Source organism: Nocardiopsis algeriensis, from assembly GCF_014203695.1.
Taxonomy (GTDB): Bacteria; Actinomycetota; Actinomycetes; order Streptosporangiales; family Streptosporangiaceae; genus Nocardiopsis; species Nocardiopsis algeriensis.
The window spans coordinates 350,732-370,706 of sequence record NZ_JACHJO010000004.1; the positions used below are offsets into that span (position 1 = coordinate 350,732).

The following is a 19,975-nucleotide window of genomic DNA, read 5'->3' on the forward strand; positions in this document are numbered from 1 at the left end:
ACCTCAGCCCTCCTTCTCCGGCAGGAGGGGGAAGGCGTTGACCTGGATCTCCACCGCCTCCGTTCCGGGGCGGCTCTCGGGGCTGCGGTCCCGGAAGCGCGCGGCCCACTCGCCGAGGAAGGAATGGAGCGCCTCGGAGAACTCGGCGGTCTCCTCCGGGGTGAGGCGGAGGTGGACGTTGGTCTCGAAGGCGGAGCTCTTCCAGTGCCGCACGTCGGGGTCGCGGTCCGCGTCCCGCAGCCGCTCGATCCACCGAGTCAGGCGCTCCTGGCGCTCCCGGTAGAACCTCTGCAGGACGATCTCGGCTGCGGTCCGTGTGGCAGGATCGCGCAGGTAGTCGTTCCCGGCCATGCTCCACCCGCCCGGGCGGATCCGCCACCAGCGCTCTCGGCCGCCGGTGTGCCCGGGGTCGTCCTCGACGAATCCGAAACGGGAGAGCTGGCGCAGGTGGTAGCTGGTGGCGCCGCTGCTCTCCCCCAGCCTGCGTCCCAGAAGGGTCGCGGTGGCGGGCCCGTTCGTGGTCAGTTCGTCCAGGAGGCGCCCGCGCAAGGGGTGGGCGAGGCCGCGCAGGGCCTCGGGGCCCACCTCCATGGGCCGGGGCGTGCCGGGGGTGTTGTCGCTCATGGGCTCACGTTAGCGGTGGCCCCGTCGCACAGGCGGGACACCTCGGCCAGGCTGCGGAGGAAGCACAGGGTACCGAGCAGCATGACCAGGCCTCCGGCCACGTAGGGCAGAGCGAGGTCGATCCGCCCGAGCAGGCCGCCGGCCAGGGCGCCGAGGGGGGTCAGCCCCCAGCCCACGAGGCGGAAGACCGCCGAGGCCCGTCCGCGCAGGTGCTCGGGCACGACGTGTTGCAGGAAGGGCGCGGCGGCGATGTTGGTGGCGGTCATACACACCCCCAGCAGTGTCAGGCCCGCCGCCGCGGTCCAGGGCGAGCTGGACAGCCCCACCAGGGCGATGGCCAGTCCCAGGCCCAGGTCTCCGCCGATGAGGACCGTGCGGCGGCCCAGTCGGGTGACCAGGAGCGTGCTGAGGGCCGCCCCGGCGATACCGCCCAGGGCGATCGAGGACATGTAGAGGCCGTAGAGCGCGTCGGGCACGCCCAGGACCTGGCCGGCGTGGAGCACCGCCACCGAGGTGCCCATGTGCGCGCCGACCATGATCGCTGCGTTGTTGACGGCCAGGTTGCGTGCGAGGCGGTTGCCGAGGACGTAGGCGAACCCCGCCCGCAGCGAGGCGCCCAAGCTCTCGGCGGACTCCTCCTTCCGTGCGGGGACGGTCACGGCCCGGCGGGTGCGGCGCGCCAGCACGGCGACGACGGCCACCAGTACGGCACACAGGGCGTAGGACAGGGCGGCGCCGGCCACCGGCAGGAGGGCGGCCACGGTGAAGAGCACCCCGGTCACAGGGGCCGCAACGCAGTCCTGGGCCACCAGACGCGCACCCTCGGTGCGGCTGTTGGCCCGGTCCAGCAGGCGGGCGGGGACCAGGTCGGCCACCGAGATGCGGTGGGCCGGGTCGGTGACCGTCTCACAGCAGATCACGGTGAACAGGACCGCGTACAGCAGCCACAGCGAGGCACCGCCGGAGACGATGGACAGCGCCAGCAGGGCCACCGCGGCGGAGGCGATGCCGTTGGACCAGAGCAGGGCCCGCAGGCGGTCCACCCGGTCGACCAGGACTCCGGCGAAGGGGCTGATCAGCAGCCACGGCAGGAAACGCACGACCGTCAGGCCCGCCACGGCCAAGGGGTCGTGGGTGAGTGTGGTGGCGATCAACGGCAGGGCCACGAAGAGCATGCCGTCGGCAAGGTTGGTGAGCGTTCCGGCGGCCCACAAGCGGTGAAAGGCGCCGCCGAGGTGCTCGGAGCGAAGATCGGGGGGTGCGGTGTTCACAGGGTCTCCTCTCGATGCCCGCCACACTACCGCAAAGAATTCTTTGCAAAGGATGGTGTGCAAAAAAATCTTTGCGACCCCGGCACTCCGGGCGGACCTGCGCCCTTCCCCTTCCCTCCCTTCACTTCGGAAGGGAATGGGTGACAATGGACGCACCCCCTCCCCGCAAGGGGAGGGACTCGGTCGAGGGAGAGGGGTGTCGGCGGATGGATCCGCTTTCCATGGTCCTGGGCGCGGCGATCGGGTTCGGCGGCTACCTGTTCGGCCGCTTCACGAACAGGCGCCAGGCACGGGCGCTGGAGCAGCAGCGCAGACAGACCCAGAACCAGGCGCTCGGCGCCGCCCAGAACCCGCAGCCCCTCTGCGGATGCGGCCACCACCTGGTCTTCCACGACCAAAGCACCAAGAAGTGCCAGACCCAGGTCGTCATCCCCGGCCGCTGGACCGGCCAGGCGGGGTCCAGCTACCGCCAGTGCATGTGCCAGGGCTACCGCGGCCCGGTCCCCGTCGACGAGTACTACGCCCCCGACTACCTCGGCGGCACCGACCTCTGACCCGGCCGCAAGGACCCGGCCCCGCGCCGCCCCCCGACCGCCGCCGCGCGCCCGGCCGTCCGGGATGACAATGTCCCCCGCCGGCATCAGAATGTCCCCGCACCGAACAGCCAGAGAGCGGACGTTTTACCTGTGACCCCTGTGACACCCACGATCGACCAGCGCATCGCCGAGGAGCTCGGCGTCGGCGCCCACCAGGTCAAGGCCACCGTCGACCTCCTCGACGGCGGGGCGACCGTCCCCTTCGTCGCCCGCTACCGCAAGGAGGCCACCGGAGGACTCGACGACGCCCAGCTGCGCACCCTCGAGGAGCGCCTGCGCTACCTGCGCGAGCTGGACGAGCGCCGCACCGCGGTCCTGGAGTCGATCCGGGCCCAGGGCAAGCTGGACGCCGAGCTGGAGGAGCGCATCAACGCCGCCGACTCCAAGTCCCGGCTGGAGGACATCTACCTCCCCTTCAAGCCCAAGCGCCGCACCAAGGCCCAGATCGCACGCGAAGCCGGCCTCGAACCCCTGGCCGAGGCCCTGCTGGGCGACCCGTCCCTGGACCCGCAGGAGGCCGCGGCCGCCTACGTCGACCCGGCCAAGGACGTGGCCGACACCAAGGCCGCCCTGGACGGCGCCCGCGCCGTCCTGGTCGAGCGCTTCGCCGAGGACGCCGACCTCACCGGTCTGCTGCGCGAGCGCCTGTGGGAGAAGGGCCGACTGGTCTCGGCCGTCCGCGAGGGCAAGGAGGAGGCGGGCGCCAAGTTCGCCGACTACTTCGACTACTCCGAGCCCCTCACGGAGCTGCCCTCCCACCGCGTCCTGGCCATGTACCGCGGCGAGAAGGAGGAGGTGCTCACCCTCACCCTCGAACCGGAGGAGGCCCCCGCGCCGAACCCGGACGGCACCCCGGCGCGCAGCTCCTACGAGAACGCCGTCGCCCGCCACTTCGGCATCGCCGACCGCGGCCGCCCCGGCGACCGCTGGCTGCTGGACACCGTCCGCTGGGCCTGGCGCACCCGCATCCTGGTCCGCCTGGACATCGACGTGCGCATGCGCCTGTGGCAGCAGGCCGAGGACGACGGCGTCGGCGTCTTCGCCGCCAACCTGCGCGACCTCCTCCTGGCCGCACCCGCCGGCAGCCGCTCCACCCTCGGCCTGGACCCGGGCCTGCGCACCGGCGTGAAGGTCGCCGTCACCGACCCCACCGGCAAGGTCGTGGCCACCGACACGATCTACCCGCACGTCCCGCGCCGCGACTGGGACGGCTCCCTCGCCCGGCTGGCCCGCCTGTGCGCCGCCCACGGCGTCGAGCTGATCGCCATCGGCAACGGCACCGCCTCGCGCGAGACCGACCGCCTGGCCGCCGACCTCCTCAAGCGCCACCCCGAGCTGAAGCTGACCAAGGTGATGGTGTCGGAGGCGGGCGCGTCGGTGTACTCGGCCTCCGCCTACGCCTCCGAGGAGCTGCCCGAGCTGGACGTGTCCCTGCGCGGTGCCGTCTCCATCGCCCGCCGCCTGCAGGACCCGCTCGCCGAACTGGTCAAGATCGACCCCAAGTCCATCGGCGTGGGCCAGTACCAGCACGACCTGGCCGAGGCCAAGCTGTCCCGGTCGCTGGACGCGGTGGTCGAGGACTGCGTCAACGGCGTGGGCGTGGACGTCAACACCGCCTCCGTGCCGCTGCTGACCCGCGTGTCGGGCGTGACCTCCACCCTGGCGCGCAACATCGTGGCCCACCGCGACGCCAACGGCCCCTTCCGCACCCGCGCGGACCTGCGCTCGGTGCCGCGCCTGGGCCCCAAGGCCTTCGAGCAGTGCGCGGGCTTCCTGCGCGTGCCCGGCGGCGACGACCCCCTGGACGCCTCGGCCGTGCACCCCGAGGCCTACCCGGTGGTGCGCCGCATCCTGGACCGGGCGGGCACCGGCCTGAAGGAGCTGATCGGCAACAGGAAGCTGCTGTCCTCGCTGGACCCGAAGGACTTCGTCGACGACACCTTCGGTCTGCCGACGGTCACCGACATCCTCTCTGAACTGGAGAAGCCGGGCCGCGACCCACGCCCGGCGTTCACCACCGCCACCTTCCGCGAGGGCGTGGAGACGCTGCAGGACCTGTCCCCCGGCATGATCCTGGAGGGCGTGGTGACCAACGTGGCCGCGTTCGGCGCTTTCGTGGACGTGGGTGTGCACCAGGACGGCCTGGTCCACGTCTCGGCCCTGTCGAACAAGTTCGTGTCCGACCCGCGCGAGGTGGTCAAGCCCGGCGACATCGTCAAGGTCAAGGTCCAGGACGTCGACATCACGCGCGAGCGCATCTCGCTCACCATGCGCCTGGACGACGAGACCCCGTCCGGCCGCCGGGGCGGCCGTGAGGACCGCGGCCGCGAGGAGCGCGGGGGCGGCCGCGGCCGCGGCGGGGACCGGCGCAAGGGCGGCGGCCGGAGCGACCGGAGCGCCCCGCAGGGCGCCATGGCCGAGGCCCTGCGCCGCGCGGGCCTGACCGAGTAGGAGCGGAGGGCCCCTCCGCAGGGCGGAGGGGCCCGGTCTTCCGCCGCCTACCTCGCGGGGACGGGGACGTCCTTCCAGACGGCGCGCACCGGCGAGTCGTCGAAGGCCTTGAGGTCGTCGGGGGTGTCCCACACCTTGACAGGAGTGGCCTCGGCGGTGACCGCGGGCCAACCGGGGTCACCGGAGGCGGCGAAGTCGCGCCAGGCGGCGACCATGCGCGCCGACAGCGCGCGCTGCTCCTCGGTGGGCTCCCCGTCGAACAGGAACTGCCCGAAGGGCCCGTCCGTGTTCCCGAACGCGAACGGCAGGTCGAAGGCGTGGCAGGCGCCGAGAGCGCCGCCCAGGGCCGCGCTCTCGGCGGTCAGCCGGAAGAAGAAGGACCTTCCTCCGGCCGCGGCGTGGGCCTCGGCCAGTCGCACCGTGTACTCGCTGAACAGGGCATCGCCCTGGATCGCCGCGTACAGCAGGCGCGGAGGCATGCCGGGGTGGGCCTCCCGGTAGGCCGCGACGGCGCCGTCGGGCAGGCCGAGCCGGGCGGCGGTCGCCTCCAGAGCCCCGTCCCCGTCGATCTCCACCTTCTGCCCCAGCTCGGTGAACAGCCGGTACTCGTGGGCGTTGTGCCCGGTCAGCAGGTCGACGGAGGCGGACGCTCCGCGCGCGACCACCTCCAGGGGCGGCTCGGGCAGTTCGGGCCCGCCGACGACGGGGGCGAAACAGGTGAAGCTCTTGGTGCGCACCCCCTTGCCCGTCGGTGCGGCGTCCAGCACCGCGTCGACCGCGGCCAGGATCTTCTCGGGCGCCAGCGCGGCCAGGGCCTCGGCCTCGAGGGGGACCCCGGCGGCCGAGGCGATGCGCTCGGAGACGGACCGGGCCGCGCCGGGAGTGACCATGTCGCCGGGAACGCTGTGGGCGATCGCCCGCCGGAACAGGCCCCGAGCCTCGGGCATGGCCAGCAGGCACGCGACCGAACCGGCCCCGGCGGACTCGCCGGCCACGGTGACGTTGCCGGGGTCGCCCCCGAAGGCGGCGATGTTGTCGCGCACCCACCGCAGCGCGGCGATCTGGTCGAGCAGGCCGCGGTTGTCGGGGCGGCCGGGCACGTGGCCGAAGCCCTCGAAACCCACCCGGTAGTTGACGCCGACCACGACCAGACCGCTCTCGGCCAGCCGGGTTCCGTCGTAGGTGGCCTCGGAAGCGGCGCCGACGATGTAGGCGCCGCCGTGGATCCACACGAGCACGGGGGCGCGGTCGCCCTCGGAGGCGGCGCTCCACACCGTGGCGGTCAGGCACTCCCCCGACATCTCGGGGCTCCAGTGGGCGGCGCCGATGAGCTGCGTGCCCTGGGGGCAGGGCGGCCCGTACTCGCCGCAGTCGCGGACGCCGTCCCAGGCGGGAGCGGGCGCGGGGGCGGCGAAGCGGTGTTCGCCGAAGGGCGCGGCGGCGTAGGGGATGCTGCGGTGGACGATGACCGCACCGTCGGCCGAGCGCGGCGAGGAGATGCCCCGGACCCGCCCGGATGTCGTCGTCACTGTGTTCTCTGTGCCCACGCGTGGTCTCCCATCGGTTCGCGGCGTCCTTCCGGCACCCCCACCTAACATCGTTAGGTAAGACTGCACAAGCCCCCGGACGCCGCTGGAGGCCGCGCGCCCCGGGCCCCGGTCGCGTTCGGGCCGGTAACATACCACCTGGTCGGTACGGATCCAGAGCGAAGGAAGCACATGCGCGCCATCCAGATCACCGAGTTCGGCGGCCCCGAGGTCCTCACCCTCACCGAGCTGCCCGACCCCGAACCCGGAGCGGGCGAGCTCCTCGTCGAGGTGTCCCGCGCCGGCGTGAACTACGCCGACACGCACCAGGCCGAGAACAGCTACCTCGCCCCCGCCTCCCTGCCCCTGGTACCGGGCATGGAGATCGCAGGCCGCACCGCCAACGGCCGCCGCGTCGTCGCCCTGACCTCCAGCGGCGGCTACGCCGAGAAGGCCGTGACCGCCGAGCCCATGGCCTTCGAGATCCCCGAGGGCGTCTCCGACGAGGACGCCCTGGCTCTGATCGTCCAGGGCGCCACCGCCTGGGTGCTGCTGCGCAAGAGCGTGCGCCTGGAGCCCGGCGAGTCCGTGGTGGTGCACGCGGCCGGCGGCGGCGTGGGAACCCTGGCCGTACAGCTGGCCAAGAGCTTCGGCGCGGGCCGGATCATCGCCGTGGCCGGCAGCGAGGACAAGCGCAAGCTGGCCCTGGAGCTGGGCGCGGACGCCACCGTGGACTCCTCCGCCGCCGACATGACCGAGGCACTGGTCGAGGCCAACGGCGGCAAGCGGGTGGACACGGTCCTGGACATGGTCGGCGGCCGGGTCACCGACGAGAGCGTGCGCGCCCTGGCCCCCTTCGGCCGCCTGGCCTTCTACGGGATGGCCTCGCGCGAGCTGCCCAGCCCGATCCAGCCGTCCAACCTCATGCGCTTCTCGACCACGGTGGGCGGCATGTGGCTGCCCCACGTCTGGCAGCTGCCGGGCAACGTGATGAAGCAGGCGATGGACGAGCTGTTCGCCATGGTCGCCGAGGGCTCCCTGCGCCCGATCCAGGGCGGGACCTATCCGCTGTCGGAGGCGCGTGAGGCGCACGAGGCCCTGCGTTCGCGTACCACGGTCGGCAAGCTCGTCCTCGATACCCGCGCCTGAGGCATGTGAACTGATCTGCCACCTTGACGACGTAGATTCCGCTATGTCCGATTCCCCGGCCCGCCCTTGCGACGCGGGCCGGGGGAGGCGTAGGGTCTCTTCCGAACATACCGACCAGTCGGTCTAAGGAGAGCGCAATGAGTTCCCGGTTCAGCGGCCGGACCGCCGTCGTCACCGGCGCGAGCCGCGGCATCGGCCTGGCCATCGCCCAGAGGCTCGTGGCGGAGGGGGCGCGGGTCTGTGTCACCGCGCGCAAGCCCGAGGCCCTGGAGGAGGCGGTCCGCTCCCTGGGCGGGCCCGAGCACGCCATCGGCGTTCCCGGACGGGCCGACGATCCCGAGCACCAGGACGCGGCCATCGCCGCCACCCTGGAGGCCTTCGGCAGTGTCGACATGTTCGTCAACAACACCGGCATCAACCCGGTCTACGGCCGCATGGTCGACCTCGACCTCGACGCCGCCCGCAAGATCGTCGAGGTCAACGCCCTCTCCGCGATCTCCTGGGTGCAGAAGGCCTACAAGGCATGGATGGGCGAGCACGGCGGGGCCGTCGTCAACGTCTCCTCCATCGCCGGGCTCAAGCCCTCCCCCGGCATCGGCTTCTACGGCGCCACCAAGGCGATGCTCATCCACATCACCGAGGAGCTCGCCGTGGAGCTGGCCCCCGGCATCCGGGTCAACGGCGTCGCCCCGGCCGTGGTCAAGACCAGGTTCGCCGCCGCCCTGTACGAGGGCCGCGAGGAGAAGGTCGCCGCCGGCTACCCCCTGGGCCGGCTGGGTGCCCCCGAGGACATCGCGGGCGCCGTCGCCTTCCTGCTCTCCGACGACGCCTCCTGGATCACCGGCCGCACGCTCGTCCTGGACGGCGGCCTCACCCTGACCGGAGGTGCCTGACATGGACCTGAACGGCAGCGGAGTCGTCGTCACCGGCGCGGGCAACGGCATCGGCGCCGCCCTCGCACGCAGGTTCGCCTCGGCCGGCGCCCGGGTCGTGGTCAACGACCTCGACAGCGGTGCGGCCGAGGCCGTGGCCGCCGAGATCGGCGGGGTGGCCGTGCCCGGCGACGCCGCGAGCGAGGCGGGGGTGGGCGCCCTCGTGGCCGAGGCCGACGCCCACCTGGGCGGCATCGACATGTACGTGGCCAACGCGGGCGTGGCCGTCGGCGGCGGGCCCGAGGCGCCCGAGTCCGACTGGGACCTGGCCTGGCAGGTCAACGTGATGGCCCACGTGCGGGCCGCCCGAGCCCTGCTGCCCGGCTGGCTGGAGCGCGGGCGCGGGCACTTCCTGACCACCGTGTCGGCCGCCGGGCTGCTCACCATGCTCGGCAGCGCGCCCTACTCGGTGACCAAGCACGCCGCGCTGTCCTTCGGCGAGTGGATGTCGGCCACCTACGGGGACCGCGGGATCACGGTGCAGTGCATCTGCCCGCTGGGCGTGCGCACCGATCTGCTGGAGGGCAGCGGCGAGACCGGCAAGGCCATCCTGGCCGCGGACGCGATCACCCCCGAGGAGGTCGTGGACGCGGTGATGGCGGGGCTGGACGACGGCCGGTTCCTGATCCTGCCGCACCCCCAGGTCGCCGACTACTACCTGGGGCGTGCCACCGACACCGACCGCTGGCTGGCGGGGATGCGCCGGCTCCAGGCCAAGGTGTTCAACGACGAGGGGAAAGCATGAGCGAGGAACTACGGGGCCTGGACACCGAGCGGCTGAGGAAGTATCTCGACCGCGCGGCTCCCGGAATGGTCGGCGGCCCGCTGACAGGGCGGATGATCCCCGGGGGCAAGTCCAACCTGACCTACGTCGTCACCGACGGCACGGACAGCTGGGTGGTGCGCCGGCCGCCGCTGGGGCACGTCCTGGCCACCGCGCACGACATGTCCCGCGAGTACCGCGTCATGACCGCGCTGCGCGACACCGACGTCCCGGTTCCCCGCACCCATCTCCTGTGCGAGGACACCGAGGTGCTGGGGGCTCCGTTCTACGTCATGGAGTACGTCCCCGGAACTCCGTTCCGCACCCGCGAGGAGATCGCACCGCTGGGCCCCGAGGGTGTCCGCTCGGTGGCCGAGTCCCTCCTCACCACCCTGGGCCGGCTGCACGCGGTGGTGCCCGAGAAGGTCGGTCTGGGCGACTTCGGCCGTCCCGAGGGGTTCCTGGAGCGCCAGGTGCGCCGCTGGCGCAAGCAGCTCGACGCCTCCCGCAGCCGCGACATCCCCGGCATCGACGAGCTGCACGAGGAGCTCGCCCGGAAGCTGCCCGAGCAGTCGGCGCCCGCGATCGTGCACGGCGACTACCGGCTGGACAACGTGCTGGTCGGCGAGGACGGCCGGATCAACGCCGTCCTGGACTGGGAGATGGCCACTCTCGGTGATCCCCTGGTGGACCTGGGGCTGATGCTCGTCTACCAGCAGCAGCCGGTGGCGCTGGGCAGGGCCGCGGCCACCTCCGCCGAGGGCTACCCCTCCCCCGGTGAACTGGTGGAGCTGTACGCGAGAACGACCGGCCGCGACGTGTCGCGGCTGAACTGGTACCAGGCGTTCGGCAGCTTCAAGCTCGCCGTGATCGCCGAGGGTATCCATTTCCGGCACAGCCAGGGCCTGACCGTGGGCTCGGGCTTCGACCGGATCGGTGAGATGGTCGCTCCCCTGGTGGCGGGCGCCCACGCCATGCTCGAGGAGGACTGATGGAATTCGCCTACGACAAGGAGACCCAGGAGCTGCGGGAGCGGCTGCTGGCCTTCATGGACGAGCACGTCTACCCGGCCGAGCCGGTGTTCGAGGAGCAGCTGGCCGCACGCGAGGACCCCTGGTCCACCGCTCCCGTCGTGCACGAGCTGCAGGCAGAGGCGCGCAGGCGCGGCCTGTGGAACCTGTTCCTGGCCGGCCACCCCGAGCACGGGGGGCTGAGCAACCTGCGGTACGCGCCGCTGGCGGAGATCACCGGCCGCAGCCCGCGGCTGGCGCCGGTCGCGCTCAACTGCGCCGCACCCGACACCGGGAACATGGAGGTGCTGACGATGTTCGGCACCCCCGAGCAGAAGAAGCTGTGGCTGGAGCCGCTGCTGAACGGGGAGATCCGGTCCGCGTTCGCGATGACCGAGCCCGAGGTGGCCTCCTCGGACGCCACCAACATCACCACCAGCATCGTCCGCGACGGTGACGAGTACGTGATCAACGGGCGCAAGTGGTTCATCACCGGCGCGCTCAACCCCAACTGCCGCGTCTTCATCGTGATGGGCAAGACCGACCCGGAGGCCGACCGGCACCGCCAGCAGAGCATGGTGCTGGTACCGCGCGACACCCCGGGACTGAGGGTCGAGCGCGGCATGCGGGTGATGGGCTTCGACGACAGCGACCACGGAGGCCACGCCGAGGTCGTCCTCGAGGACGTGCGGGTGCCCGTCGAGAACCTCGTCGGCGGCGAGGGCGAGGGCTTCGCCATCGCCCAGGCCCGCCTGGGGCCGGGCCGCATCCACCACTGCATGCGCCTCATCGGCATGGCCGAGCGGGCCCTGGAACTGGCCTGCCGCAGGGCCCTGGACCGGGTCGCGTTCGGCCGCCCCCTGGCCGACCAGGGCGTGGTGCGCGAATGGGTCGCCGAGTCGCGCGTGGCCATCGAACAGCTGCGGCTGCTGGTGCTCAAGACCGCGTACCTGATGGACACGGTGGGCAACAAGGGGGCGCACACCGAGATCCAGGCGATCAAGATCGCCACTCCGCGCACGGTCGAGCAGATCCTGGACCGGGCGATCCAGGTGCACGGCGCCGCCGGGCTCAGCCAGGACTCGCCGCTGTCCGGTTGGCTGGCGGGTGCCCGGTCGCTGCGGCTCGCCGACGGCCCCGACGAGGTGCACCTGCGCTCGCTGGGCCGCGCCGAGCTGCGCAAGTACCGCCAGAGATAACCGCCGGGCAGGCGGATGCCGCGGGCCCCGGCGGGTCTTCCCCGTCGGGGCCGCTTTCGCGACTAGCATCCCTCTTGCCCCGAGTAGTCACCTTGTTGCGGAGAGAACATGAGCATGCCCTTCAGAGTGAGCGACCTGCCCCTACGCCTGATCACGGGGGCGTTCATCCTCAATTCGGGCCTGAACAAACGCGGCGCCGACGAGGAGGCCGCCGCGGGGATGCACGGCATGGCCGCGAACGCCTACCCGTTCCTCGGGAAGGTCGACCCCGTCACCTTCGTGAAGGTGCTCTCCGCGAGCGAGATCGCCCTGGGCGCCGCCCTGATGCTGCCCGTGGTCCCCAGCCGCCTGGCGGGCGCCGGGCTCACCGCCTTCGGCGGCGCACTCACGGGCCTGTACCTGCGTACGCCGGGCATGCACGAGGAGGGCGGTGTACGCCCCACGGAGGAGGGCACCGGTCTGGCCAAGGACTCCTGGCTGCTCGGCGCGGGGCTCAGCCTGGTGCTCAGCGGCTGCGCACAGGAGTGGAAGCACCAGCTCAAACAGCGCAGGCGGAAGATGCGCAAGCAGGCGCACTGAACGGGAGGCCGGGGCGCACCGCCCCGGCCTTTCCTCATTCCCGGGGGCGCAGGCCCGCCACGAGGAGATCGGCGAAGTGCCGGCCGACCTCCTCGCCGCTGAGCTCGCCCTCGGCGTGGTACCAGGTGCTCAGGTGGTGCACGGAGCCGAAGAAGTAGTTGACGACGAGGTCGGCGGAGACGTCGTCGCGGAAGACGCCCTCACGCTGGCCCTGGGCGACCATGTCGCGGAAGATCTCGTGGTAGCGGCGCCGCTCACCCCGCACCTCGCGCTGCTTGTCCTCGCTGAGCTGGTGCATGGAGCGGAAGAAGATGACGGTGTCGTCGAGGTTGGCCACGCTGGTGACGATGACGTCGGCCGCGGCCGCATGCACCCGCTCGGCCACCGGGGCGTCCTGCTCGGAGATGCGCACCAGGTGGTCGGTCTGCATGCGCAGCACGCGGGCGTAGACCTCGTAGAGCAGGTCGTCCTTGGACCCGAAGTAGTGGTACATGGCGCCCTTGGTGACCCCGGCGGCGCGCACGACCTCCTGGACGGAGGTCCCCTCGTACCCGCGCTCGGCGAACAGGCGTGTCGCCGCACCCAGCAGCCGCTCGGGCACCGATCCGCGCCCGGTGTCCGCCTCTGCCGCCCTCGCCCGTGTCGTCGTCATGCCCCGCCTCACCTCGTCGCCCCCGTGTCCTGCCGGCGGCACTTCCCCGCCCACAGAAGCATACCGACCGGCTGGTACCCGGTGCACGCGCGAAGGAGCGTGCACCGCGGGGCCGCAAGCGGGGCTCCGGCGATCGGTCAGGACCTCTCGTGGGGGATCACCAGCGGCGTGCCCGTGCGCGGGTCGGGGACGACGTCGCAGGCCAGGCCGAACACCTCCCCCATCCGCTCGGAGGTCAGCACCTCCCCGGGGCTGCCGTCGGCGACCACCCGGCCGCCGTGCATGAGCACCAGGCGGGTGGCGTACCGGGCCGCCTGGGCGAGATCGTGCAGGACCGCCACGACGGTGCGGCCGGCGCGGTGCAGGCCGGCGAACAGCTCCAGCAGTTCGTACTGGTGGGCGATGTCCAGGTAGGTGGTGGGCTCGTCCAGGAGGACGACACCGGTGTCCTGGGCCAGGACCATCGCCACCCACGCCCGCTGGCGCTGGCCGCCCGAGAGCGCACCGACGTGCGCGTCGGCCAGTTCCGCCGTACCGGTCAGCTCCAGGGCCCTGTCGACGGCGGCCTCGTCCTCGGGACTCCACTGCCTCAGCAGCGTGTGGTAGGGGAAGCGGCCGCGCGCGGCCAGCGCCCGCACGGTGATGCCCTCGGGTGCGACGGGGCTCTGCGGCAGCAGCGCCAGGGCGCGGGCGACCGCCTTGGCGCGCTGGGCGCGGATGTCGGTGCCGTGCAGCAGGACCCGGCCCGCGACCGGTCGGTTCACCCGCCCCAGGGCCTTGAGGAGGGTGGACTTGCCGCAGCCGTTGGGTCCCACGACGACGGTGAACTCACCCTCGGACACCGTCAGGTCCAGGCCCTCGACCACCGGGTCGGCGCCGTAGCCCAGGGTGAGCCCCTCAGCGGTCAGCACAGGGTTCACAGCACTCCCTTTCGCCATTCACGAACCAGCAGGTAGCCCAGGTACACGCCCCCGAACGCGAGGGTGAAGATGCCCACCGGCAGGCCCTCGCCGATCGGCAGATGCTGCACGGCCAGGTCGGCCGCGACGAGCAGCAGCGCCCCCACCAGCGCCGACAGGGCCAGGTTCGGTCCGGGTGCCCCGCTGAGGCGGCGGGCGATCTGCGGAGCGGTCAGTGCGACGAACGCGATCGGCCCCGCCACCGCGACCGCCGCCGCGGAGAGCAGCACCGACAGCACCACGGCCAGGGTCCGGGTGCGGCCGGCCGCCGCGCCGAGGGCGTCGGCGAGCTCGTCGCCCATCTCGTTGACCGCCACGGGACCGGACAGGTACAGCAGCAGCGGCACCGCGGCCGACACGGCCGCCCAGACGATCGCGGCGTGCTCCCAGGAGCGGGCGTTCAGACTGCCGTTGATGTAGGCGGACAGGACACCGGCCTGGTCGCGGGCCATCACCGACACCACGAAGTGGGTGAAGGCCTGCGCCATGGCGGCCACGCCGATTCCGGCGACGATGAGGCGGCCGGGGTGGCGCAGGCCGGTGCCCGTGGCGGTGTACACCACGAGCATGGCCAGGAACGCCCCCGCCAGGGCTCCCAGCGGGACCGGGACGGTCCCCGGCAGGACGAGCGCGACGAAGGCGGCACCCGCGCCGGCCCCCGCACCGAGCCCGATCACGTCGGGGCTCCCCAGAGGGTTGCGGGTGACGGACTGGAAGAGGGCACCCGACAGGCCGAGTGCCGCGCCGGCGCCGAGGGCGACGGCCAGGCGCGGACCGCGCAGCCTGTCGAACACGAACGCCTCGGTGCCCTCCCCCGCCCCCGCGACGACGGCGGGGATCCGGGCCGGGGAGATGCCCAGGTCACCGAGGGCGAGGGTCGCGACCGCGGCCCCGGCCACGGCCGCCAGCGTCAGGGCGCACCACAGCAGGGAGCGCGGGCCGACGGGGAGCGCGACCGGGCCCAGCCGCAGCACGGGGGGACGGCGGCGCGCCGGTGGCCGGGACGGGAGCCGGTCGGGGTTCACGGGGCCTCCCGCATCCTGCGGACGACGTACAGCAGCACGGGGGAGCCGACGAAGGCGGTGACCACGCCGACCATGAGCTCGGTCGGGCGCACGACGGTACGGCCCAGCACGTCGGCGACCAGGAGCAGCGTCGGTCCCACCAGCAGGGAGAAGGGCACCTGCGCCCGGAAGTCCACCCCCGCCAGGGCGCGCACGATGTGCGGGACCGCCAGGCCCACGAAGGCGATGGGGCCCGCCGCCGCGGTCGCCCCGGCCGCGAGCAGCGTCGCCGCGACCAGTCCCGCCGTACGGGTCCAGGTGGTGTTGGCACCGGTGGCGACGGCGGCCTCCTCCCCCAGGGCCAGGGCGTTGAGGCCGCCCATGACCAGCAGCGCCAGGGCGACGCCCGCGGCGATGACCGGAAGGACGGAGAGGACGACGTCGTAGCCGCGGCCCGCCAGCGAACCGACGACCCAGTAGCGGTAGCTGTCGAAGACCTCGGGCATGCTCAGCGCCACCGCCTGGACGTAGGCGGTGAGGACCGCGGAGACCACCGCGCCGGCCAGGATCAGGCGGACCATTCCTCCGTCCCCGCCCCGGCTGCCGACTGCGTAGGCGGCCAGGCCCGCGGCCAGCGCGCCGGGCAGCGCCCACCACACCGTCGCCGCCACCGAGGTGGGTCCGAGCAGCGCGGTGGCCGTGACCACCGCGGCGGCCGCACCGGCGTTGACGCCGAGCAGCCCGGGGTCCGCCAGCGGATTGCGGGTGACACCCTGCATGAGTGTGCCGGCCAGCGCCAGCGCCGCTCCGGCCACGATCCCCATGACCGTGCGGGGGATGCGGCTCTCCACCACGGTGGTGGTGTAGGCGTCGGCGCCGCCGGCGAGCGCCTGCCAGACCTCCAGGGGCGTGGTGGGGCGCCCGCCCGCGACGAGGCTGAGGAGGACCGCCCCGGCCAGCGCCGCCCCGCCCGCGCCGAGCACGAGCGCGGCGCGGGCGGGGCGGGCCCGTCCGGGGACCGTGCGTGTCTTCACCTGAGGGGTCAGTCCTCGACCTCGGCCGCGGCCTCCTCGATGAGGGGCACGTAGCGCTCCAGGACCCACGGAACGGTCAGCGGGTTGATGATCGAGGAAGCGGTGACGAAGGAGGTGTCCTCGGGGGCGACCACGGCGCCGCTGCCGACCGCCGGAATGGCCTGGTAGAGCTCCTGGGCCTCGATCTCGGCCCGGGTCTCGGCGTCGGTGTAGAAGGTGAAGACCAGGTCGCTGCCGGAGAGCTTGTCGGCGTTCTCCAGGCCGATGATCGCGGAGTCGGTGCCCTCGACCTCCTCGAAGGTCTCCACGACCGGGTCGACGGTCAGGCCCAGGCCGCGGACCATGGCCACGCGCTGCTCGTCGGGCAGGAAGACACCCAGCGTTCCGGGGCCGTCGGTGTAGATGTAGGAGAAGGTCAGGTCGGCGAACTCGGGATGGGCCGCGGCCGTCTCCTCGAACTGGGCCTCGATGTCCTCGATGAGCCCCTGGGCCTCCTCCGGCTGGCCGAGCGCCTCGCCGATGATCTCGATCTGCTGGTCCCAGTCGGTGCTCCAGGGCAGGTCGGGGTAGGCGACGGTGGGGGCGATGTCGGAGAGGATGTCGTACTGCTCCTGGGTCATGCCCGACCAGGGCGCCAGGATGACGTCGGGCTCCAGTTCCAGGATCGCCTCGATGTCGAGCTCCTCCCCGCCGGCGAACTGGGTGGGCAGCTCCCCGCCCGTCTCGGTGACGGCCTCGTGGATCCAGGGGAGGTAGCCGGTGTCGTCACTGCCCCACTCGTAGCTCTCGATGCCGACCGGCACGGAGCCCAGGGCGATCGCGGTCTCGGCGGACCCCTGCCCGATGGTGACGACCCGCTCGGGCCTCTCGGGGATCTCCGCGGTGCCCAGGGCACTCTCGATGCTGACGGGGAAGGCGCCGTCGGACCCGCCGCCTTCCGGGGCGGGCTGCTCCTGCTCTCCTGAACCGCAGGCGGTCAGGCCGAGAGCCAGCAGGGCGGCGAGTCCGGTGCCGGCGGCACGGCGGAGAACAGGGTCCATGGGCGAGCGGCTTCCTTCACAGGGCTCTGCCTCGCGACAGGCAGGGCGAAAGACAACACAGGGGCACGAAGAGGGGCAATGCCACCATCAACGAAGGTTAGTCTAACCTCACTTTGCGAGCCCTTGAAGGGCGGGGCGAGCAGCGGCACACGCTCCCCTCTTGACCGAAACAGGGCCCCGTGTTGACGCCTTCCGGAGAGGAATACCGACTGCCTCCGGGAAGAGGGCAGGGGACCGTGCATTCGCAACGAGGGAGAAGGCATGATCGCGAAACTGTCCCAGATGGGGGTCACCTCCGAGATGGCCTACTTTGCGGGCCTCGGCTCCGTCGGCCTCGCTTTCGCCAGCTGGTTCGCCTCCAAGAAGGGCGAGAGCGCAGGACTGGACCGTGCCGACCGCTGGGGGATCTTCGTGGGTGAGTGGGCACCGACGTTCTTCGCGATCGGCGTCGCCCTGCGCCTGGAGGAGCAGAAGCGCTGACAGGCGGTACCACCGGCGCTAGGCTGAACGCGGCGGTGCCCGCCGGACCTTCCGTGTCCGGCGGGCACCGCCGCGGACGTACGCGACCGAGGGGGCTTCCATGTGTCTGAACGGAACCGGCGAGACGGTGCGGTCCCGGACCGGGGCCCCCGACACGCCGCAGGCCCCGCCCGCGGGCCCCCGCTCCTGGCCCCGGGAGTTCCGCCGGGTGGCGGATCTGAGCCACGTGATCGCACCGGACATGCCGCTGTGGGACGACGAGGGGCCCCGGCGCGAGACCGTGAGCGAGGCGCCGCCCGCAGGCGCCTTCGGCTTCTACGTCCAGCGCTGGACGTTCAGCGAACACACCGGCACCCATCTGGACGCGCCGGGACACGTGATCGGCGGAGGGCGCCTGGTACCCGACATCCGCCCCGAGGAGCTCGTCGCCCCGGCCGCGGTGATCGACATCAGCCGACGTGCCGCCGAGGACCCCGACACCGCGGTGACGGTCGACGACGTACTGGACTTCGAACGCCGGCACGGGCGCATACCGGAGGGCGCGGCGGTGCTGATGCACTCGGGCTGGAGCGAGCGATGGGAGGAGGGCCGCGACGCGGTCCGCGGGGTGGACGCCGACGGGGTCTGGCACTTCCCGGGTTTCGGCCCCGAGGCGTGCGAGTTCCTCTTCTCCCGGCGGCGGATCGCGGGGGTCGGGGTGGACACGCTGAGCACCGACCCGGGCAACTCCTCCGAATTCCCTGCCCACGAGGTGATCGGCCGGGCCGACCGCTGGGGGCTGGAGGCCCTGAGGGGCCTGGACCGGCTGCCGCCCAGCGGCGCGCTCCTGACGATCGGGGTGCTGCCCGCCCTGGACGCCTCAGGAGGTCCCAGCCGGGTCCTGGCGATGTGGTGACCGGGTCCCGCGGATCTCAGGCCGACCTGCGTCGGTCCTTGCCGTCGGGCAGCTGGGTCCTGGGCACGATCGTGGGATTGACGTTGTCGATCACCGTCTCCCGCGTAATGATTACCTGACCCACATCCTTACGCGAAGGCACCTCATACATCACCGACAACAACACCTCCTCAATAATCGCCCGCAACCCGCGCGCACCCGTCCCCCGCATGATCCCCTGCTCAGCCACCGCCTCCAAAGCATCCGGCGTGAACTCCAACTCCACACCGTCCAACTCGAACAACCGCTGATACTGCTTCACCAACGCATTGCGCGGCTCGGTCAAAATCCGGATCAACGCCTCCCGATCCAGATCCCCCACACTCGTGATCACCGGCAACCGCCCGATGAACTCCGGAATCATCCCGAACTTCAACAGATCCTCGGGCATCACCTCACCCAGCAGCGCCGCACCACCACGCTCCGACTCCGGCCGCAGCACCGCATTGAAACCCATCCCCTGACGGCCCGTGCGCGACTCCACGATCTGCTCCAGACCCGCGAACGCCCCACCGCAGATGAACAGCACATTGGTCGTGTCGATCTGGATGAACTCCTGATGCGGATGCTTGCGCCCACCCTGAGGCGGCACACTCGCCGTCGTCCCCTCCAAGATCTTCAACAGCGCCTGCTGCACACCCTCACCCGACACATCACGCGTGATCGACGGATTCTCGCTCTTGCGCGCCACCTTGTCGACCTCGTCGATGTAGATGATCCCCGTCTCGGCCTTCTTCACGTCGTAATCGGCCGCCTGGATCAACTTGAGCAGGATGTTCTCCACATCCTCACCCACATACCCCGCCTCGGTCAGCGCCGTGGCATCGGCAATCGCAAAAGGCACATTCAAAATCCGCGCCAGCGTCTGCGCCAGCAGCGTCTTGCCCGACCCCGTCGGACCCAGCAGCAAGATGTTGGACTTGGCGATCTCCACGTCCTCGCCACCAGGACGCTCCGACTCCGACCGCACCCGCTTGTAGTGGTTGTACACCGCCACCGACAGCGCCTTCTTGGCCTGCTCCTGCCCGATCACGTACGAGTCCAGGAACTCGTAGATCTCCCGCGGCTTGGGCAGCGACTCCCACGACAGCTCGGGGGTGAGGAGGTCGTCCTCCTCCTCCATGATCTCGTTGCACAGCCCGACGCACTCGTCGCAGATGCAGATGTGGCCGGGCCCGGCGATGAGTCTGCGCACCTCGCTCTGGTTCTTGCCGCAGAACGAGCACTTGAGCAGGGGGCCACCGGCCCCGGAGGCTGTCACTGGAAACGTTCTCCTCACTCACGGGCATGGCCCGGGCGTCCTGCGGGGAGGTCCCCGGCGATCCAGAGGATCAGGTCATCCGAAACCTCACGGTATCCCGTACCGGGACGGGCGGCAAAGCAGAGCCCGGGTGTGGTAGAGGGCCCCGTCCACCGACCTGGGCAGTCCTGGGCGGTCATCCCTGTGGCACGGCGCACGCGGAAATCCGACCCCGCATAACAAAAAGGAAACGGGGCACTTCCTTTCCCGAGAGGAGAAGCGCAATGGCCAACGCACGACGCATCGTGAATCAGCTCCGCAAGTTCGACTCCCGCAAGGGCCGCCCCTCGTCCGGCGGGTACCGCACTCCGAAGAGGGGCTCCGGCAAGCGCGGCGGCTCTCTGCTGGGCAAGCTGGAGCGCAAGGGGATCCCCGCCCTGCGGCGCCTGCTGGCCCGCCGATGAGGGCACCGGCACCGACAAGGACGGCCCGGCGAAGCGATCCGCTTCGCCGGGCCGTCCGCATCTCGGTC

20 protein-coding genes are annotated in these 19,975 nt (G+C 71.9%); 11 read left to right on the forward strand and 9 right to left on the reverse strand.

Going from position 1 to position 19,975, the window contains the following annotated elements; translation table 11 throughout:
* Positions 1–3: 3 nt before the first annotated feature.
* Together FHS13_RS08115 and FHS13_RS08120 are read right to left on the reverse strand one after the other, a co-directional pair.
* Entirely contained in the window at positions 4–624 is a 621-nt protein-coding gene (locus tag FHS13_RS08115) for a winged helix-turn-helix domain-containing protein (RefSeq protein WP_184290005.1), read from the reverse strand.
* Complete coding sequence (locus tag FHS13_RS08120; RefSeq protein WP_184290007.1) at positions 621–1,895, reverse strand: MFS transporter; 1,275 nt, start codon at positions 1,893–1,895, stop codon at positions 621–623. Before FHS13_RS08120 ends, FHS13_RS08115 begins: the two co-directional genes overlap by 4 nt.
* Positions 1,896–2,101: 206 nt before the next feature.
* On the opposite strand from FHS13_RS08120, the gene FHS13_RS08125 reads away from it, so the two are divergent.
* Positions 2,102–2,449 carry a Z-ring associated ZapG family protein gene (locus FHS13_RS08125; protein WP_184290009.1) on the forward strand — a complete coding sequence of 116 codons (348 nt, stop codon included), beginning with the start codon at positions 2,102–2,104 and terminating at the stop codon, positions 2,447–2,449.
* A 141-nt stretch (positions 2,450–2,590) separates the two neighbouring features.
* On the forward strand, positions 2,591–4,942 hold the full coding sequence (locus tag FHS13_RS08130; protein ID WP_184290260.1) for a Tex-like N-terminal domain-containing protein: 2,352 nt from the start codon (positions 2,591–2,593) through the stop codon (positions 4,940–4,942).
* 47 nt (positions 4,943–4,989) lie between these two features.
* Here FHS13_RS08130 and FHS13_RS08135 read toward each other — a convergent pair whose 3' ends face one another.
* Positions 4,990–6,489, reverse strand: coding sequence for a carboxylesterase family protein (locus tag FHS13_RS08135; protein WP_184290011.1), 1,500 nt, complete (start codon positions 6,487–6,489; stop codon positions 4,990–4,992).
* A 171-nt stretch (positions 6,490–6,660) separates the two neighbouring features.
* Between FHS13_RS08135 and FHS13_RS08140 the strand changes: the two genes are divergently transcribed.
* From FHS13_RS08140 to FHS13_RS08165, 6 genes are all read left to right on the forward strand, one after another.
* Entirely contained in the window at positions 6,661–7,617 is a 957-nt protein-coding gene (locus tag FHS13_RS08140) for a quinone oxidoreductase family protein (protein WP_184290013.1), read from the forward strand.
* A gap of 137 nt (positions 7,618–7,754) precedes the next feature.
* The gene (locus FHS13_RS08145; RefSeq protein ID WP_184290015.1) at positions 7,755–8,510 is read left to right on the forward strand and encodes an SDR family oxidoreductase; all 756 of its coding nucleotides are present in this window, start codon (positions 7,755–7,757) and stop codon (positions 8,508–8,510) included.
* A gap of 1 nt (position 8,511) precedes the next feature.
* Entirely contained in the window at positions 8,512–9,294 is a 783-nt protein-coding gene (locus tag FHS13_RS08150) for an SDR family oxidoreductase (protein WP_184290017.1), read from the forward strand.
* Positions 9,291–10,304 (forward strand): phosphotransferase family protein, encoded by a 1,014-nt coding sequence (locus FHS13_RS08155; protein ID WP_184290019.1) that lies wholly within the window; start codon positions 9,291–9,293, stop codon positions 10,302–10,304. Before FHS13_RS08150 ends, FHS13_RS08155 begins: the two co-directional genes overlap by 4 nt.
* Complete coding sequence (locus FHS13_RS08160) at positions 10,304–11,521, forward strand: acyl-CoA dehydrogenase family protein (RefSeq protein ID WP_184290021.1); 1,218 nt, start codon at positions 10,304–10,306, stop codon at positions 11,519–11,521. The genes FHS13_RS08155 and FHS13_RS08160 overlap by 1 nt, the downstream gene beginning before the upstream one ends.
* Positions 11,522–11,629: 108 nt before the next feature.
* Positions 11,630–12,100: a hypothetical protein gene (locus FHS13_RS08165; protein WP_184290023.1), complete on the forward strand. Its 471-nt coding sequence runs from the start codon at positions 11,630–11,632 to the stop codon at positions 12,098–12,100.
* A gap of 34 nt (positions 12,101–12,134) precedes the next feature.
* Here FHS13_RS08165 and FHS13_RS08170 read toward each other — a convergent pair whose 3' ends face one another.
* From FHS13_RS08170 to FHS13_RS08190, 5 genes are all read right to left on the reverse strand, one after another.
* Positions 12,135–12,752: a TetR/AcrR family transcriptional regulator gene (locus FHS13_RS08170; protein WP_184290025.1), complete on the reverse strand. Its 618-nt coding sequence runs from the start codon at positions 12,750–12,752 to the stop codon at positions 12,135–12,137.
* A 137-nt stretch (positions 12,753–12,889) separates the two neighbouring features.
* Entirely contained in the window at positions 12,890–13,690 is an 801-nt protein-coding gene (locus tag FHS13_RS08175) for an ABC transporter ATP-binding protein (RefSeq protein ID WP_184290027.1), read from the reverse strand.
* The gene (locus FHS13_RS08180) at positions 13,669–14,685 is read right to left on the reverse strand and encodes a FecCD family ABC transporter permease (protein WP_184290262.1); all 1,017 of its coding nucleotides are present in this window, start codon (positions 14,683–14,685) and stop codon (positions 13,669–13,671) included. The genes FHS13_RS08175 and FHS13_RS08180 overlap by 22 nt, the downstream gene beginning before the upstream one ends.
* 47 nt (positions 14,686–14,732) lie before the next feature.
* Positions 14,733–15,749 carry an iron chelate uptake ABC transporter family permease subunit gene (locus FHS13_RS08185; RefSeq protein WP_184290030.1) on the reverse strand — a complete coding sequence of 339 codons (1,017 nt, stop codon included), beginning with the start codon at positions 15,747–15,749 and terminating at the stop codon, positions 14,733–14,735.
* Positions 15,750–15,757: 8 nt separating this feature from the next.
* Positions 15,758–16,789 (reverse strand): iron-siderophore ABC transporter substrate-binding protein, encoded by a 1,032-nt coding sequence (locus tag FHS13_RS08190; protein WP_184290032.1) that lies wholly within the window; start codon positions 16,787–16,789, stop codon positions 15,758–15,760.
* A 261-nt stretch (positions 16,790–17,050) separates the two neighbouring features.
* On the opposite strand from FHS13_RS08190, the gene FHS13_RS08195 reads away from it, so the two are divergent.
* Entirely contained in the window at positions 17,051–17,269 is a 219-nt protein-coding gene (locus FHS13_RS08195) for a hypothetical protein (protein ID WP_184290034.1), read from the forward strand.
* A 100-nt stretch (positions 17,270–17,369) separates the two neighbouring features.
* Positions 17,370–18,164 carry a cyclase family protein gene (locus FHS13_RS08200; RefSeq protein WP_184290036.1) on the forward strand — a complete coding sequence of 265 codons (795 nt, stop codon included), beginning with the start codon at positions 17,370–17,372 and terminating at the stop codon, positions 18,162–18,164.
* Between the two features lie 16 nt (positions 18,165–18,180).
* Here FHS13_RS08200 and clpX read toward each other — a convergent pair whose 3' ends face one another.
* Positions 18,181–19,464, reverse strand: a complete 1,284-nt coding sequence (gene clpX / locus FHS13_RS08205) for an ATP-dependent Clp protease ATP-binding subunit ClpX (protein WP_184290038.1) — start codon at positions 19,462–19,464, stop codon at positions 18,181–18,183.
* Positions 19,465–19,727: 263 nt separating this feature from the next.
* Between clpX and FHS13_RS08210 the strand changes: the two genes are divergently transcribed.
* The gene (locus FHS13_RS08210; protein ID WP_184290040.1) at positions 19,728–19,907 is read left to right on the forward strand and encodes a hypothetical protein; all 180 of its coding nucleotides are present in this window, start codon (positions 19,728–19,730) and stop codon (positions 19,905–19,907) included.
* Positions 19,908–19,975: the final 68 nt, after the last annotated feature.